A 13,705-nucleotide genomic window follows, 5' to 3' on the forward strand; every position below is an offset into this window, starting at 1 on the left:
AGGCAAAATCGTCGGGAATAGCGGACATGATGATCCTGGGCGCCGCGCCGGGGCTGCGGGCGGCGTTCAAAAAAGGGGAGATAGAAGGGGATGCGGAGGAGCCCTTGGAAGAGGCTCCCCTAGCTGACCTGGCCTAGGGCTGGCGCGGCAACGGGCCAGGCATGCCGTTGCGCACCGCGCAGAGGCGTTTCCAGGCCGCCGGACCAAAGCCTTTCGAGCCGGCAACAAAGAGGGCTACCCCGCTGGCGGTGGAAAAGCTCAAGTCCCGGCGCGTCACCAGAAGGCGTGGATCGCTTTCATGGGGACGCAGGCACCCGGCATAGAGCAGGCTTTCCAGGCGCACCCGGACCAGCTGTCCGGCGGAAGGGACCGGGGTCGACCAAATCTGGCTGCCGCGCAGCAGCACCCATTCGCCTTCGTCGGTCTCAACCGCCTGGGCTTCAATCTCCTTGCCGGTGAAGCCATAGAGCGTGCCATTGTGGACGCCGACAAAATCATCCCCGAGAATATCGCCATTGCTCGTTGCGCCGGCCAGGAGGGCCCTCTCCGGGATCGTGGTCAGCACATGACCGGTGCTGGCAACGATCTGCAGGGCGCGACCACAAAACGCGCGCACTTTCCCGTAGCGCTCGGCCAGCGGCGCACCGCGCGGGATGAGGCCGATGGTGGCAAAGCCCGCGACTTCGTTGAGGGTTTCCCAAATTATGCGCTCGGCCGCCTGGGCATCGCCAAGGCTCCAGCGATCCTCGGCCTCGGTAATGACGAAGAGGTGTTGGACCGCTCCATAGGCATCAAGATGCGGGCTTTCCCCGGCACGGGCCGAATAGCGGCTCGATACACCGACATAGGCCCGTTCATCATCGTAAAAGGCCAGATAGACGGCCGGTCCGGTGACGCGCAGGCGCGCCAGTTCGGCGCGGCGTGGACCGGGGACATGCAGCACTGCCGGCACCAGGGGATTGGTGTCATCACCGTAAAAGGTGACAGAAGAAAAACGGGGGGACATGGAGAGAAAAGACACTAAGGCGCTCCCACGCGGATCCAGGACCGGACACCGCGTCAACACGAACAGGAAAGGAAACTGACAGAACGGACGAAAGGGGCGGATGCCGCTAGGGCGCGCGCCACGTCAGCGCCAGGGGAGCCGTCTCAATCTCGATCGGATGGGGAAAAGCGACTGCCGGGAAGCGGCAGCGATTGTGCAGGACGCGCGTCCCGCTAGGATTGGCCTCAGCCATGTTGCACCTGCTAGATCAGGTTGATGTGGTCAGGCCGTCGGTCCGTTGGCGCGGATCGGCGGCCGCTTCTTATGCGAAGCGACCCGGCCAGTCCGAATCGTTCATCGATCCGGCATCAAGCACACTGCACAAGGTTCTGCCTTCGTTCCAGATCAATTCGAGCTCATGGTTAACAGGAGAAAACGGCCTCTGGTATCAAGGCTTGTAGTCGTACCTAGACCTTGGCCTGTTGTTCAGACACTCTCTCGATCGAGGACTGGTCTGGAAAGTCAGTCCGCAACCCTATCGTGGACCAATACCATCTGGTCCATCACCAGCGCCGGCTGCGCACACCCCGCCTCGCCGATGACCTTGGCTGGAACGCCGGCAACGGTGGTCCGCGGCGGCACATCCTTTAGGACAACGGAACCGGCACCGACGCGGCTGCAGTCCCCGACCTTGATATTGCCCAGCACCTTGGCGCCTGCACCGATCAACACGCCATTGCCGATCTTGGGATGGCGATCCTGATCGGCCTTGCCGGTGCCGCCCAGGGTCACATTCTGCAATAGCGAGACATTGTCGCCGACGACGGCGGTTTCGCCGATAACGAGCCCTGTGCCATGATCCAGCATGACGCCCTTGCCCATCGGAACGGCAGGGTTGATGTCGACCTGGAATACCTGGCTTGAACGGCTCTGCAGGTACAATGCAAAGTCCCGGCGCCCACTTTTATGCATGGCGTGCGCAAAACGGTGGGTCTGGATGGCCTGATAACCCTTGAAGTAGAGCAGCGGCTCAATGGCACGATGGCAAGCCGGATCGCGTTCGAGCGTCGCCGCAAGATCGACACGGGCGGCCTGTCCGATTTCAGGGTGATCCCGAAGCGTTTCCTCGAACGCCTGGCGGATCATGTCGGCCGAAACATCCTCGTGATCGAGACGCGTCGCCAGGCGATGGGCCAGCGCTTCTTCCAGGGTTTCGTGATTGAGGACGGTCGACAGGACCAGATTGGCCAGGAATGGCTCATTGTCCAATACCTGTTTCGCCCCCGCGCGCACGGCCTCCCAGACCGGATCCACTGCCTGAATCTGGGCGGATTTCTTGGCGTTGCCGCTCATGTCGCGTGTCCCCGCTTCATCGATAAGTGACGATATAAGCCAGATCGCCTTCCGGTTCAAAGCCAAAGCTGGCTGATTGGTTCACGAAGCCGGTAGATTTGACATTTGCCGCTGGAGGAAGTCCAGCGTCCCAGCCTTGAAGACCTTGTCTCCAGTCGCGCGCATATGGTCGCGCTTGGGGATGACAAGTGCCTCGCCCTTCGGAAGCAACTCCGCCAAGGCCTCTGGACCGCCAGCCATGTCGTCTGCTTCGCCCACTGCCACCAATACCGGGACCTCGATCCGCCGCACATCGGCCCTGGCCATAGGCTGTCGTGACGTTTCCATGCAGGCCGCGAGGGCCTCCCGGTCGGAGCCAGTGTGATCGGCAAAGATACGGAACTGGCGGGCGGTCGGATGTTTCAGGTCCGAAAGGTCGGGCGCGCGCAGCCCGGCGATGATGTCGTTGCCATCGGTCAGTCCGTTAATCAGATTCATGCCCATGCCGCCAAATATGGCCGCGACAACGCGCTCGGGATGATTGAAGGCCATGAAGGCGGCGATGCGCGCGCCCATCGAATAGCCCAGAACGACGGCCCGCTCGATTCCCAAGTGGTCAAGCAGCGCGATGGCGTCCTCCGCCATCTGCGTGGGATAGTAGAGTTCGGGGTCATGGGGCTTGTCCGATTGGCCATGCCCGCGATTGTCGAGCGTGATCGCTTGATAACCTGCGCCAACCAGGGTCTCGACCCAGCCCGTCTCGACCCAGTTGACCTTGCCGCTCGAGGCAAAGCCATGGACGAGCAGAACCGGAAACCCGTCTCCGGCGATATCGTAGGCAAGCGAGAGACCGGAACTGGTAAAGCTGGGCATGAATGTCCTCTCTGGTTTGCTTCGGGTGTTGCGGCTTCGCGCCGCAAAATCAAGCACCCCTTTGCCCTTTTCTTGACAAGGGGCTTTGGCTATGGTCGCGCCAAATCAAACACCACCCCAGGTTCCTACCATGGCACACGGCGCGACCCCGCATTTCCACAACACTGAAGGCCTGCGCAGCATCGAGATCGGCTCCAAGGAATTCCAGTGTGTCGGCGCCCTGCCCCCATTCGATCATCCGCACGTGTTCCTGGACATGGGCAAGGACACCGAGATCGTCTGCCCCTATTGCTCCACGCTCTATATCTTCAAGGCCGAACTGGGCGAGGGCCAGGCCAACCCGGCTTCTGCCATCTTCGAGGCACACGCCGCCTGAGTTGATGTCATGCCCGCCTCGGGCCGCAGCTACGTAATCGCAGGCGCCGGCATTGCCGGGATGACCATGGCGCTCGCGCTGGCCAAGTTCGGCGCCACCGTCGTGGTGCTGGAGCGCAACCACACGATCCAGGAGTTCGGCGCCGGACTGCAGATCAGTCCCAACGCGCGGCGTATCCTGGACCGGCTTGGTCTTGGCGAGGCCCTGGACCGGGTCAGCCTTGAGCCAAACGCACTCGACATCTATCCGCAAGGCCACCAGCATCCGCTGATCAGCATGGAGCTGGGCGCCATCATGCGCGAGCGCTTCGGCGCCCGCTACGCGGTGATGCACCGCGCGGACCTGGCCGACGTGCTCTGCAAGGCCTGCCGGCGCTTTGCCAATATCGACATCCTGTTCGGCGTGCGCAGCTGGGACGTCGTCACCCATGCGCGAGGAGTGACCGTGGCGATCGACGAGGCCGACGGGCAGAGCCGGACGGTGCGCGCCAATGGCTTTATTGGAGCTGATGGCGTGCACTCCCAGACTCGGCTTTCCGTGCTGGAGGGGCCGGCGGCACAATTCCGTGGCCGGATCGCCTGGCGGTGCCTCGTGCCGGTCGATTCGATGGCCGGGCAGATCGCGCTGGACCGGGTGTCGGTCTTTTTTGGCAGTGGCTTTCACCTGGTCTGCTATCCCCTGCCGCACCGCAAGCAGGTCAACCTGGCGCTTTTCATGCCCGGTGGGATGCCCAAAGACGGCGAGCAGCCGCGACCGGCGCGCCCAGGCCAGCGTGTGAGCACCATACTCGGTGCGGCCGGAGACGGCTGGACGCCGTGGCCAATGTACACGGTGGATGCGCCGGATTGGCACCAAGGCAATATCGGCATTATCGGCGATGCCGCCCACGCCATGGTCCCTTTCCAGGCGCAGGGTGCCGCCATGGGCATAGAGGACGCGGCAACGCTTGCGCCGCTTCTGGCTGGAACCGAAACGGCCGAAACCGCCATGTCCCGCTATGCCGAACTGCGCAAGCCGCGGATCCGGCGGGTTGCCGCATTGTCGGCGGAGAATGGACGCATATTTCATATGGCCTGGCCGCTGAGCATGGCGCGCGACGCGGTCATGCGGCTGCAGGGCCCCAGGGCCCATCTGAGACGGCTCGACTGGGTCTATGCCCATGACGTGGGGGATGGCCCGGGGGCCTGACGGCACCGGCCTTGCCTTGACGGCCCGGGCCGTGTCAATTGCATCGCACCATTCCGGTGGAACAAAGAAGAAGGTAACACCCACCGCATGCAAGCTGCGACTCGTTCTCGCCTGACCCTGATCTGCATTCTGATCACCATTCTGATCGATATGATCGGGGTGGGGATAATTGTGCCGGTCTTGCCAGAACTGCTCGAGGAGCTGACCGGCGGCAGCGTGGCCGAGGCAGCAGTGATTGGCGGCTATCTGGTGTTTGCCTATGCCTTCATGCAGTTCGTGTTTTCCCCGGTCCTGGGTAATCTGTCCGACCGGTTCGGGCGACGGCCCGTGCTGCTGCTCTCGCTGCTGGGCCTGACCTTCGACTATCTCATGATGTCGATCGCCCCCTTTGTCTGGTACCTGTTCGTCGGCCGGATCATAGCGGGCATTGCGGGGGCCGCCCTGGCGACGGCGACCGCCTATATGGCCGACATCACCCCGCCCCACAAACGCACCCACCGCTTCGGACTGATCGGAGCGGCCTTCGGCCTGGGCTTCATCATCGGCCCGGTCATCGGCGGCGAGCTGGGCGAAATCGGTCCGCGCGTGCCCTTCTTTGCCGCGGCGGGGCTGGCCTTTGCCAATTTCCTGTTCGGCCTGTTTGTGCTGCCCGAGAGCCTGCCCAAATCCAACCGGCGCAAGTTCAATATCCGCCGCGCCAACCCGCTGGGTGCCGTCCTGGCGCTGCGGCAATATTCGTCGGTTCTCTGGCTGCTGGCCGTGCTGTTCTTCCTGCAGCTGGCCACCCAGGCGCTGCCCACGATCTTCAGCTATTTCACCGTTGAGGTCTTCGAATTCTCCTCCTCGACGATCGGGCGTACGCTGGGAGCCTTCGGGATCGGCTTCGCTTTCAGCCAGGCCGTTCTCGCCGGCCCGCTTGCCAGGGGAATGGGCGAACCCGCCGTCGGCATCATCGGCTTGCTGGCAGCAGCGGTCGCCTTTGCGGGCATCGCCTTTTCGGCCGATGTCTATCAGCTCTATCTGTTCATCGCGATCGGTTGCGTCAGCGGCCTGGCTCCACCGGCCATCAATGGTGTGCTCTCGCGACAGGTGCCGGACAACAGCCAGGGGGAACTGCAGGGCGCGGTCAACGCCGCCAGCTCGCTGGCCACGATCATCGGGCCGCTCGGGGCCACGCAGATCTTTTCCTATTACACCACGACACCCACTTCCGATCACTATTTCCCCGGTGCGCCCTTCGTGGCCTGCGGCATTGCCGTCATCCTCGCGCTGATCATCTTTGCCATTGCCGCCTGGCGGTTCGAGCTGGGCCGGCGCCCGAGCATTGCCGACCACCCCCATGCTCCGGAGGTGCCGCCACCCGGACAGGTGCGCGTGGCGCCGATCGAAGAGGACGAAGACGATGCACATCCGCCGCGCCACTGACGCCGACTGGCCGCAGCTCTGGGCCATTATCGAACCCATCATGCGCGCCGGCGAAACCTTCGCCCTGCCCCGCGATGGCGATGAGGCAGTGGCCCGCGCCTATTTTGCCTCCACCGAGAAGGTCAATTTTGTCGCCGAGGATGGCGGCACCATCCTGGGAGCGAGCTATGTGCGGCCCAACCAGCAGGGGGGCGGCAGCCACATCGCCAATTGCGGCTACATGACTGCAGCCGCTGCACGCGGCCGCGGCATCGCCCGCGCCTTGTGCAGCCATTCCATCGACTACTGCCGCGAGGCTGGCTTCAAGGGCATTCAATACAATTTCGTGGTCTCGACCAATGAGGCCGCCGTCCATCTTTGGCAGTCCCTGGGCTTTGCCATCGTGGGAACGCTCCCCGGCGCCTTTGACCATCCAACCCATGGCTTCGTGGACGCCTATGTGATGTTTCGGGCGCTCTGACATCATCGCTGCCTGCTGCACCGATATCCGCACGACGCCCTGCGCCTGCGGTTGTGAGACAAGAGCGGAGTCCCGAGACGGCTGCCGTCCCTGAAACTAAAAAATGAGACGAAAGCCGTCTCGGGAACGCCGGGATTTCTCGATAGGGGATAACTTGGCGAGCTGTCCGGCACGACCGCCCCTAGGGCGCCCGCCTTCAGCTGCTGGTGATTAATCCAGCAGCAGGCGCGAACTCTCACCCGCCGACCCCCAGACCATGACGGCACGCGACTGCCCCATGCCCGGCTTTCCCTCCCGCCACTGGTCGCTGCAGGCCGCCCTATCGCGAGAGGAATGAGGGGATTATGCAGGAGATTTAGGGTGCGGGGATAAGTGGGCCGTCGGACCGCCGCCACTCGGCAGCGCGGCAATCTTTCCGGACATGAAAAGCTCCGCCGAAGCGGGGCTTTTTAGTCATTGGCGATGGGCCTTATTTCCCCAGCGTTGACGGCCAGGTGCCGTGCAGATCGGTACCGCGACCTTCGATTTCAAAGCCATGGGCGCCGAAGAAGTCGCGCTGGCCCTGGATGAGGTTGGCGGTGCCCTGGGTCTGACGATAGCTGTCAAAATAGCTCAGTGCCGCCGAAAGGCAGATCATCGGGAACTCGCCGATGGCGGCGGCGGCCACGACCTTGCGCAGGCTCGGATGGCTGTCCTTCATGATCTCAACGAAATCGGGCACGACCAGCAGATTGACCGCCTCGCCCTTTTCATAGGCCGAAGACATCTGATCCAGGAAACGCGAGCGGATGATGCAGCCAGCGCGCCAGATCTTGGCGATGGTGGCCAGCGGCAGCGCCCAGCCGTTCTCCTCGGAGGCCTTGGCGATGACGGCAAAACCCTGCGCATAGGAAACGATCTTCCCGGCCAGCAGCGCCTTTTCGAGATCGGCCAAGGTGGCGTCGGTCTTGGCGCGGTTCGGCTTGCCATAAATGCCTTCAGCAGCGACACGCTCGGCCTTGCGCGAGGAGATGGAGCGGGCGGCGACGGCGCCCTCAATGGCGGTAGCGGGCACGCCCATCTGCTGGGCGACAATGGCGGACCAGACGCCGGTGCCCTTCTGGCCCGCCTTGTCGAGGATCAGCTCGACCAGCGGCTTGCCGGTTTGATCGTCGACGGCGTCGAGCACATGGCCGGTGATTTCGATGAGATAGGAATTGAGCGGGCCCTTGTTCCATTCCTTGAACACGTCGGCGCATTCCTTGGCGGACATGCCAAGACCATCGCGCATCACGCCATAGACTTCGGCGATCATCTGCATGTCGCCATATTCGATGCCGTTATGAATGGTCTTGACGAAGTGGCCGGCGCCGCCTTCGCCGAGATAGGCGCAGCAGCTTTCGCCGTTGAACTTGGCGGCAATGGCGGTCAGGACCGCTTCGGCGTTGTGCCACTGCTCCTTGGAGCCGCCGACCATGATCGATGGACCATGGCGGGCACCCTCTTCACCGCCGGACACGCCGACGCCGAGATAGCCGATATTCTTGGGCTTGAGATAGTCAAAGCGGCGCTGGGTATCGGTAAACAGCGAATTGCCGCATTCGACGATGGCATCACCCGGAGAAAGATGGGGTAGCAACTGCTCAATCATGTCATCGACCGGCTGGCCGGCCTTGACCATGATGATGATCGAACGCGGCGCCTTCACGGCCTGCACGAACTCGGCCAGGTCATATTTCGGGATGGTATTGCCATCCAGACCCTGGGCCTTGGCATCGGCCATATGTTCATCAATGCGGCCGGCCGAACGATTGTGAACGGCAACAGTGTAGCCTTTCTCGGCGATGTTGAGGGCAAGGTTCGAACCCATGACCGCCAGGCCGATAAGGCCGATATCTGCTGTCGACATACAAACAGTCCTTCTCAAATTATCTCGTGTTCATCCCATGCGCATGGGGGGCACGCGGCGGGAAATGACCACAATCCGCGCGCCGAAGGAAGGGCGGATTACACAATTTCCGGCCAGAACGCACACCTTGTATGGAAGATAGGACCGTTCTTCAATGCTTGCGGCAATGACCCGGGCGCTTGAGCCCGACGACCCGGAGCCAGCTCAGCCTGCGTCCCGGACGTCCACGCCGCGCTCGGCGAAGGCCTTGAAGTCCTCGGCATATTTCTGGCTCTGCTTCTTGAACATGCCGGGAAGCAGGAGCGCCATGACCTTCATCATCAGGCTCTTCATCTCGAAGACATTATGGCTTTCCCAGAGGGTGCGATCCGGACCGAGTTCGGAGAAACGGTTTTCGACGACGTTGTGCACGCCCTCGACATCATAGGTGCCGTCGAAGGCGTCGGGCAGGTCGCGCCTTGTGATGGTCTCGACCATTTCCATGCGCCGACTGCCCATCAGATAGACCAGCCTGGATTGCGCCCCAACCTGCCCGGGCTCCCCCGATATGGGTTCGAAGATCTGCAATCCCTTCTGCCATTTGGGCAGGTTGTCCGGATTGTCGAACAGCTCAATGACCTTGTCCCGCGGCAGATCGATCACGATGCTCGTATCATATTCCAGGGCCATGGCTCTCCCCTCCCTCGCCTTGCATACAAGCTGACGCTCGACTAACACCCTTGTTGAACGGTGCCATAGTGAGAAGGTCACGCCAAGCATGAACGCCATTGCCTCGCTTTTCGACCTGACTGGCCGGCGGGCCCTGGTGACCGGGTCCAGCCGTGGGCTGGGCCTGGCCATGGCGACGGCACTGGCCGAGGCCGGCGCCGAACTGGTGCTCAACGGCCGGGACGAAGTGGCGCTGGGCAAGGCCGCTGCGGACCTGGCCGACACCGGTGCGACGGTGTCAGCGCTGGCCTTTGACGTGACCAGTCCCGACAGCGTTGCCGAGGCCATTGCGCACTGCGAGCGCGATATCGGTCCCATCGACATTCTCGTCAACAATGCCGGTATGCAAATTCGTGGATCGCTTGAGACCTATAGCCACGAAAACTTCGAAGCCATGCTGAGCGCCCATGTGGTCTCGACCTTTTCGGTGAGCAAGGCCGTCGCCCAGCACATGCTGGCGCGCGGCAGGGGCAAGATCATCAACATCTGTTCGATCCTGACCAATCATGCCCGGCCAACCGCCGCGCCCTATGGCGCCGCCAAGGCGGCCATCGCCAATCTGACACGGGGCATGGCGGCGGATTGGGCGCCACGCGGCCTGCACGTCAACGCCATTGCACCGGGCTATTTCAAAACCGAACTCAACGCGGCCCTGATCGCCGACGCGGCCTTTGACGGCTGGGTCAAGCAGCGCACCCCTATGGGCCGCTGGGGCGAGGTGAAGGAGCTTGGTCCGGCCGCAATCTTCCTCGCTTCTGACGCCTCCAGTTTCGTGAACGGACACATTCTCTATGTCGACGGCGCCTTCACAGCGGTCGTTTGAACCGGCCCGCATCGTTATCGTGATGGGCGTCAGCTCATCGGGCAAATCCACCGTCGGGGCGGCGCTGGGCCGGGCCCTGCATGCGCCCTTTCTCGATGGCGACCAGTATCACCCACAAGCCAATGTCGAGAAAATGCGCGCCGGCACGCCGCTGACCGACGAGGATCGCTGGCCCTGGCTGGAGGCGCTGACCGCGGCCCTAAAACAGGCCGCGCAGAAAAAAGACATCGCCATTGGCGCCTGTTCGGCGCTCAGACGGTCCTACCGGGATTTCATTGCCGAGAAGGCCGGCGAACCCGTGCTGTTTATCTATCTCGACGGCAGCCGCGAAGTGATCGGCGAGCGTATGGCCAAGCGGAAGCATGAGTATATGCCGACGAGCCTGCTCGACAGCCAGTTCGCCACGCTCGAGGTCCCGGACCCGGAAACCGAGAATGTGCTGCCGGTGCCGGTGACCGACAGCGTCGACAAGATCGTCCGCACCGTCATCAGTGCGCTGGGAGACGTCAAATCCTTCAAGCGCTGGCAGTGACTAGCGCGACTGCTGGCGCTGCCGGACCTCGGCATGCGTCTGCTGCCAGGGCCAGCGCCCCGAGACTTCGACCTCCAGCGACAGACTGAGGAAGGTGCGAATGGCCACGATGCCGGCCAGCACCGCCAGACTGTTCAATGTGGGCTCGATGGCGACGGTGGCAATGATGTCGGCGGCAACGAGCACCTCCAGTCCCACCAGGATGCCACGGCCAATATCGGCGCGATAGGTGCGGAACCGGTCATGGACATCGCGATCGCGCAACTGCATCAGAAACCGTGCGGTTCCGACGATCAGTCCAAGCACGATGATGGCGATTCCGAACCATTCCACCGTGCGCACAATGATAAACAGCAGATCTCCGGACATGCTTCCCCCTTGCCTGATCTGCTGGGTCAACGCGACAGCCGCCGGAGCGATCCACCGCGTTGGGCTTGGGGCAATAGTGGCTCACGCCATGTCAGGGTCAACAGTAGGGACGCCCGGCACCCGCGCCAGGCTCGCATTGGCATAACGGTCGTCATGGCTGACTTCCCTGCCGGCCCAATCGGGAAGATCGACGGCCTGATCCTCCGCTTCCAGCTCGACCTCGGCCATGACCAGTCCGGCATGGGCGCCTTCGAACACGTCCACTTCCCAGGTCAGTCCAGCGTGCGGGACTAGATGACGGACCTTCTCGACCACATTGGGCCGTGCCAGCGCCAGCATCTGCCGCGCATCCTCAAGCGGCACCACATATTCGAACTCGGCGCGGCTGATGCCGTCGGTGGGCCCCTTGAGCGTCAGAACGGCCTTGCTGTCGTCAGCGATGCGAATGCGCACGGTGGCCTTGGCATTGCTGGAGAGATAGCCCTGCACCAGGCGCTTGCTGCTGGTGACTTCCTGCCGCCAGCTATCGTCCGAAACCAGAAACTTGCGCTCGATCTCCTCGGCCATGGCCCTACCCCAGAAGCTGCCAATAGGCACTAAAGCGATCCGCAGCAGTGCGCGGCCGTTCCGCCGTCAATTGCCGCCCGAGTGCAAGGGCTTGTGTGACCAGCTCGTTCTGGCGCTCGGTAATTTCCACGAGCAGGGATTCAGACGCGCCCTCGCCCGGCCCCCGCGAAGACACGATCCAGTCGGCCAGGACGGTCAGGTTGTGATGATCCCCGAGCATCTCGCCCAGCGTGTCGAGCTGGGCAACCAGATTCTCCAAAACGGCGGGTGCGGTGCGCTCGTAAAGGCGCATTTGGTACCACCAGACCTTTGCTGCCTTGCGCCACTCATGGACGGTCTCGCCATCGGGCGATCGGCGCACCGCCGCCAGCCCCTTTCGGAAGCGCCGATAGGCTTTGGCTAGGCCGGGTCGCACGATCTCGATGCCCGAGGCATCGAAGCGCCAGCCGGCGATGCGCTCGCGCACCTGCTCGAAGTCAGCCTTGGCCAGCGCCAGCAGCTCGGCCTCGCCCATCTGCTCCCGCAAATGTCCTGCGCGGGCCCGCAATCGGCCAGCCAGCCTGTCCGGCTCGGCGCCATCGGCAGCCAATCGACCGCTAGACCCGGCAATGATGGCAGAGATGGTCTCGACCATGACCGCCGCGTCGCGCGCCACCGAAAACCGGTCCGCAATGGCCTTGATCGCAGCATTCTCCAACGCGTAGTCGGCGAACACCGGCCTGACAAGCTTCAGCAGGGCGCGCAGTTTCTTGCAGGACCGGCGCAGGCCATGCACGGTCACATCGAAATCGTCGCTGGCCACAATGGCTTCGATGGCCTTGTCGACCTGTTCAGCGGCAATCTCCCGAACCTGGTCTGCCACTCTGTCCGGCCGTTTGAACGCATAGGCCATGGCTAGAACCCAAAGCTCAACTGGCCGGCGGGCGTGCCGACATTGACGCCTTCCATCGCCAGCATTTTCACCTTGGTCACCGTGCCACCCGGCGCGGAAAAGCCGCCCGGCTTGCCATTGCTGGCCAAGACGCGATGACAGGGTATGACGAGCGGAATGGGATTGGCACCCATCGCCTGCCCCACAGCGCGAGCCAGGCCTGGATCACCCAGATCCCGCGCCAGCGCGCCATAGGTCGTCGTGCGGCCCCACGGAATTTGAAGCAGCAGATCATAGGCGCGCCGGTGGAAGCTGGGGACTGCGCCCAGGTCGAGTGGCACATCGGCAAAATCCACCTCGATGCCCTCCGCATAGTCTTCGATCCGATCCATCAGGCCGCTGATCATTCGCGTGGGCTCGCCCGGCCGGGCTCCATCCCGCTCCAACCGTTCCAGCATGGCCTTCTGCGAGGTGTCCGGCAGCAAGACGCGGGCCAGGCCGCGTTCGCTCCAGCCAAGGCCGAACAATCCCAATGCCGTTTCGAAGGTCACCGTTTCCATGCAGGCAAGTTATGCTGCCTGGCCCGGCCCTGCCAAGAACCTTGGTCAAAGCAGGCATTGTCTGATAGAGGCAGCGCATGCCCGCCATGCCCACGCTCAAAGACTACTTTCCGCCCATGGAGCCCTATCTCGACGTGTTGCACGTCGACGAGGACATTCTGGTGGTCAACAAGCAGTCCGGATTGCTCAGCGTGCCGGGCAAGGATCCGAGCCTGTGGGACTGCATTGAATATCGGGCCCGCCAAACCTATCCGGGCGCCGGCATGTGCCACCGGCTCGACAAGGACACCTCGGGCGTTCTGGTGCTGGCGCTCAACAAACGCGCCCATGGCCGCATCGGCAGCCAGTTCGAGCACCGCAAGACCACCAAGAGCTACATCGCGCGCGTTTCCGGCATCATCGCGGAGGATAGCGGCCTGATCGACCTGCCATTGGCCACCGACTGGCTCAACAAGCCACGCCAGAAGGTCGACTACGACCACGGCCGCTCGGCGCAGACCGAATGGCACGTGATCGAGCGCGAGGACAACGCCACGCGAATGCGGCTGATCCCGCTCACCGGGCGCACCCATCAGTTGAGGGTTCACATGAAGGCCATCGGCCATGTGATTCTGGGCGATGCGTTTTATGCCGAAGGCGAGGCACTGGCCGCGGCTGATCGGCTGCAATTGCACGCGGCCGAACTGGGCTTCACCCATCCCACGACGGAAGTGTTCACCACCTTCGTGGCGCCGACGCCGTTCTAGGG

16 protein-coding genes are annotated in these 13,705 nt (G+C 63.0%); 7 read left to right on the plus strand and 9 right to left on the minus strand.

What is annotated here, in order from left to right:
* Window positions 1-133: 133 nt before the first annotated feature.
* From QZ564_RS12395 to QZ564_RS12405, 3 genes are all read right to left on the minus strand, one after another.
* Window positions 134-1,021: a DUF4357 domain-containing protein gene (locus QZ564_RS12395; RefSeq protein ID WP_297110154.1), complete on the minus strand. Its 888-nt coding sequence runs from the start codon at window positions 1,019-1,021 to the stop codon at window positions 134-136.
* A 486-nt stretch (window positions 1,022-1,507) separates the two neighbouring features.
* A complete protein-coding gene (gene cysE / locus QZ564_RS12400; protein ID WP_297110156.1) occupies window positions 1,508-2,338 on the minus strand; it encodes a serine O-acetyltransferase in 831 nt (276 codons plus the stop codon).
* 81 nt (window positions 2,339-2,419) lie between these two features.
* A complete protein-coding gene (locus QZ564_RS12405; RefSeq protein ID WP_297110159.1) occupies window positions 2,420-3,190 on the minus strand; it encodes an alpha/beta hydrolase in 771 nt (256 codons plus the stop codon).
* A gap of 130 nt (window positions 3,191-3,320) precedes the next feature.
* On the opposite strand from QZ564_RS12405, the gene QZ564_RS12410 reads away from it, so the two are divergent.
* From QZ564_RS12410 to QZ564_RS12425, 4 genes are all read left to right on the plus strand, one after another.
* Complete coding sequence (locus tag QZ564_RS12410; protein WP_297110162.1) at window positions 3,321-3,566, plus strand: zinc-finger domain-containing protein; 246 nt, start codon at window positions 3,321-3,323, stop codon at window positions 3,564-3,566.
* Window positions 3,567-3,575: 9 nt separating this feature from the next.
* A complete protein-coding gene (locus QZ564_RS12415; RefSeq protein ID WP_297110165.1) occupies window positions 3,576-4,754 on the plus strand; it encodes an FAD-dependent monooxygenase in 1,179 nt (392 codons plus the stop codon).
* An 87-nt stretch (window positions 4,755-4,841) separates the two neighbouring features.
* Complete coding sequence (locus QZ564_RS12420; protein WP_297110168.1) at window positions 4,842-6,179, plus strand: MFS transporter; 1,338 nt, start codon at window positions 4,842-4,844, stop codon at window positions 6,177-6,179.
* Complete coding sequence (locus QZ564_RS12425; protein ID WP_297110171.1) at window positions 6,157-6,639, plus strand: GNAT family N-acetyltransferase; 483 nt, start codon at window positions 6,157-6,159, stop codon at window positions 6,637-6,639. Before QZ564_RS12420 ends, QZ564_RS12425 begins: the two co-directional genes overlap by 23 nt.
* 469 nt (window positions 6,640-7,108) lie before the next feature.
* Here the strand turns inward: QZ564_RS12425 and gndA are convergent, their stop codons facing one another.
* Together gndA and QZ564_RS12435 are read right to left on the minus strand one after the other, a co-directional pair.
* The gene (gene gndA, locus QZ564_RS12430; protein ID WP_297110176.1) at window positions 7,109-8,527 is read right to left on the minus strand and encodes an NADP-dependent phosphogluconate dehydrogenase; all 1,419 of its coding nucleotides are present in this window, start codon (window positions 8,525-8,527) and stop codon (window positions 7,109-7,111) included.
* Window positions 8,528-8,731: 204 nt separating this feature from the next.
* Window positions 8,732-9,196, minus strand: coding sequence for an SRPBCC family protein (locus tag QZ564_RS12435; RefSeq protein WP_297110179.1), 465 nt, complete (start codon window positions 9,194-9,196; stop codon window positions 8,732-8,734).
* A gap of 88 nt (window positions 9,197-9,284) precedes the next feature.
* Between QZ564_RS12435 and QZ564_RS12440 the strand changes: the two genes are divergently transcribed.
* The gene (locus QZ564_RS12440) at window positions 9,285-10,058 is read left to right on the plus strand and encodes an SDR family oxidoreductase (protein WP_297110183.1); all 774 of its coding nucleotides are present in this window, start codon (window positions 9,285-9,287) and stop codon (window positions 10,056-10,058) included.
* Window positions 10,027-10,590, plus strand: coding sequence for a gluconokinase (locus QZ564_RS12445; RefSeq protein ID WP_297110186.1), 564 nt, complete (start codon window positions 10,027-10,029; stop codon window positions 10,588-10,590). The genes QZ564_RS12440 and QZ564_RS12445 overlap by 32 nt, the downstream gene beginning before the upstream one ends.
* Here QZ564_RS12445 and QZ564_RS12450 read toward each other — a convergent pair whose 3' ends face one another.
* The 4 genes from QZ564_RS12450 to QZ564_RS12465 all read right to left on the minus strand — a co-directional run bounded on the left by QZ564_RS12450 (window position 10,591) and on the right by QZ564_RS12465 (window position 12,957).
* On the minus strand, window positions 10,591-10,959 hold the full coding sequence (locus QZ564_RS12450) for a DUF1622 domain-containing protein (protein WP_297110188.1): 369 nt from the start codon (window positions 10,957-10,959) through the stop codon (window positions 10,591-10,593).
* 81 nt (window positions 10,960-11,040) lie between these two features.
* Window positions 11,041-11,526: a CYTH domain-containing protein gene (locus QZ564_RS12455; protein WP_297110192.1), complete on the minus strand. Its 486-nt coding sequence runs from the start codon at window positions 11,524-11,526 to the stop codon at window positions 11,041-11,043.
* A 4-nt stretch (window positions 11,527-11,530) separates the two neighbouring features.
* Entirely contained in the window at window positions 11,531-12,418 is an 888-nt protein-coding gene (locus QZ564_RS12460; RefSeq protein ID WP_297110194.1) for a CHAD domain-containing protein, read from the minus strand.
* Between the two features lie 2 nt (window positions 12,419-12,420).
* Complete coding sequence (locus tag QZ564_RS12465; RefSeq protein ID WP_297110198.1) at window positions 12,421-12,957, minus strand: methylated-DNA--[protein]-cysteine S-methyltransferase; 537 nt, start codon at window positions 12,955-12,957, stop codon at window positions 12,421-12,423.
* A 77-nt stretch (window positions 12,958-13,034) separates the two neighbouring features.
* On the opposite strand from QZ564_RS12465, the gene QZ564_RS12470 reads away from it, so the two are divergent.
* Window positions 13,035-13,703, plus strand: coding sequence for a pseudouridine synthase (locus QZ564_RS12470; protein WP_297110201.1), 669 nt, complete (start codon window positions 13,035-13,037; stop codon window positions 13,701-13,703).
* Window positions 13,704-13,705: the final 2 nt, after the last annotated feature.

This window comes from uncultured Devosia sp., from assembly GCF_913055165.1.
Classification (GTDB): domain Bacteria; phylum Pseudomonadota; class Alphaproteobacteria; order Rhizobiales; family Devosiaceae; genus Devosia.

Bases quoted from the DNA above. Each gene is read 5' to 3' on its own strand.
- cysE (WP_297110156.1), bottom strand. From the start codon at position 2,338: ATGAGCGGCAACGCCAAGAAATCCGCCCAGATTCAGGCAGTGGATCCG.
- QZ564_RS12405 (WP_297110159.1), bottom strand. From the start codon at position 3,190: ATGCCCAGCTTTACCAGTTCCGGTCTCTCGCTTGCCTACGATATCGCC.
- QZ564_RS12410 (WP_297110162.1), top strand. From the start codon at position 3,321: ATGGCACACGGCGCGACCCCGCATTTCCACAACACTGAAGGCCTGCGC.
- QZ564_RS12415 (WP_297110165.1), top strand. From the start codon at position 3,576: ATGCCCGCCTCGGGCCGCAGCTACGTAATCGCAGGCGCCGGCATTGCC.
- QZ564_RS12420 (WP_297110168.1), top strand. From the start codon at position 4,842: ATGCAAGCTGCGACTCGTTCTCGCCTGACCCTGATCTGCATTCTGATC.
- QZ564_RS12425 (WP_297110171.1), top strand. From the start codon at position 6,157: ATGCACATCCGCCGCGCCACTGACGCCGACTGGCCGCAGCTCTGGGCC.
- gndA (WP_297110176.1), bottom strand. From the start codon at position 8,527: ATGTCGACAGCAGATATCGGCCTTATCGGCCTGGCGGTCATGGGTTCG.
- QZ564_RS12435 (WP_297110179.1), bottom strand. From the start codon at position 9,196: ATGGCCCTGGAATATGATACGAGCATCGTGATCGATCTGCCGCGGGAC.
- QZ564_RS12440 (WP_297110183.1), top strand. From the start codon at position 9,285: ATGAACGCCATTGCCTCGCTTTTCGACCTGACTGGCCGGCGGGCCCTG.
- QZ564_RS12445 (WP_297110186.1), top strand. From the start codon at position 10,027: ATGTCGACGGCGCCTTCACAGCGGTCGTTTGAACCGGCCCGCATCGTT.
- QZ564_RS12450 (WP_297110188.1), bottom strand. From the start codon at position 10,959: ATGTCCGGAGATCTGCTGTTTATCATTGTGCGCACGGTGGAATGGTTC.
- QZ564_RS12455 (WP_297110192.1), bottom strand. From the start codon at position 11,526: ATGGCCGAGGAGATCGAGCGCAAGTTTCTGGTTTCGGACGATAGCTGG.
- QZ564_RS12460 (WP_297110194.1), bottom strand. From the start codon at position 12,418: ATGGCCTATGCGTTCAAACGGCCGGACAGAGTGGCAGACCAGGTTCGG.
- QZ564_RS12465 (WP_297110198.1), bottom strand. From the start codon at position 12,957: ATGGAAACGGTGACCTTCGAAACGGCATTGGGATTGTTCGGCCTTGGC.
- QZ564_RS12470 (WP_297110201.1), top strand. From the start codon at position 13,035: ATGCCCGCCATGCCCACGCTCAAAGACTACTTTCCGCCCATGGAGCCC.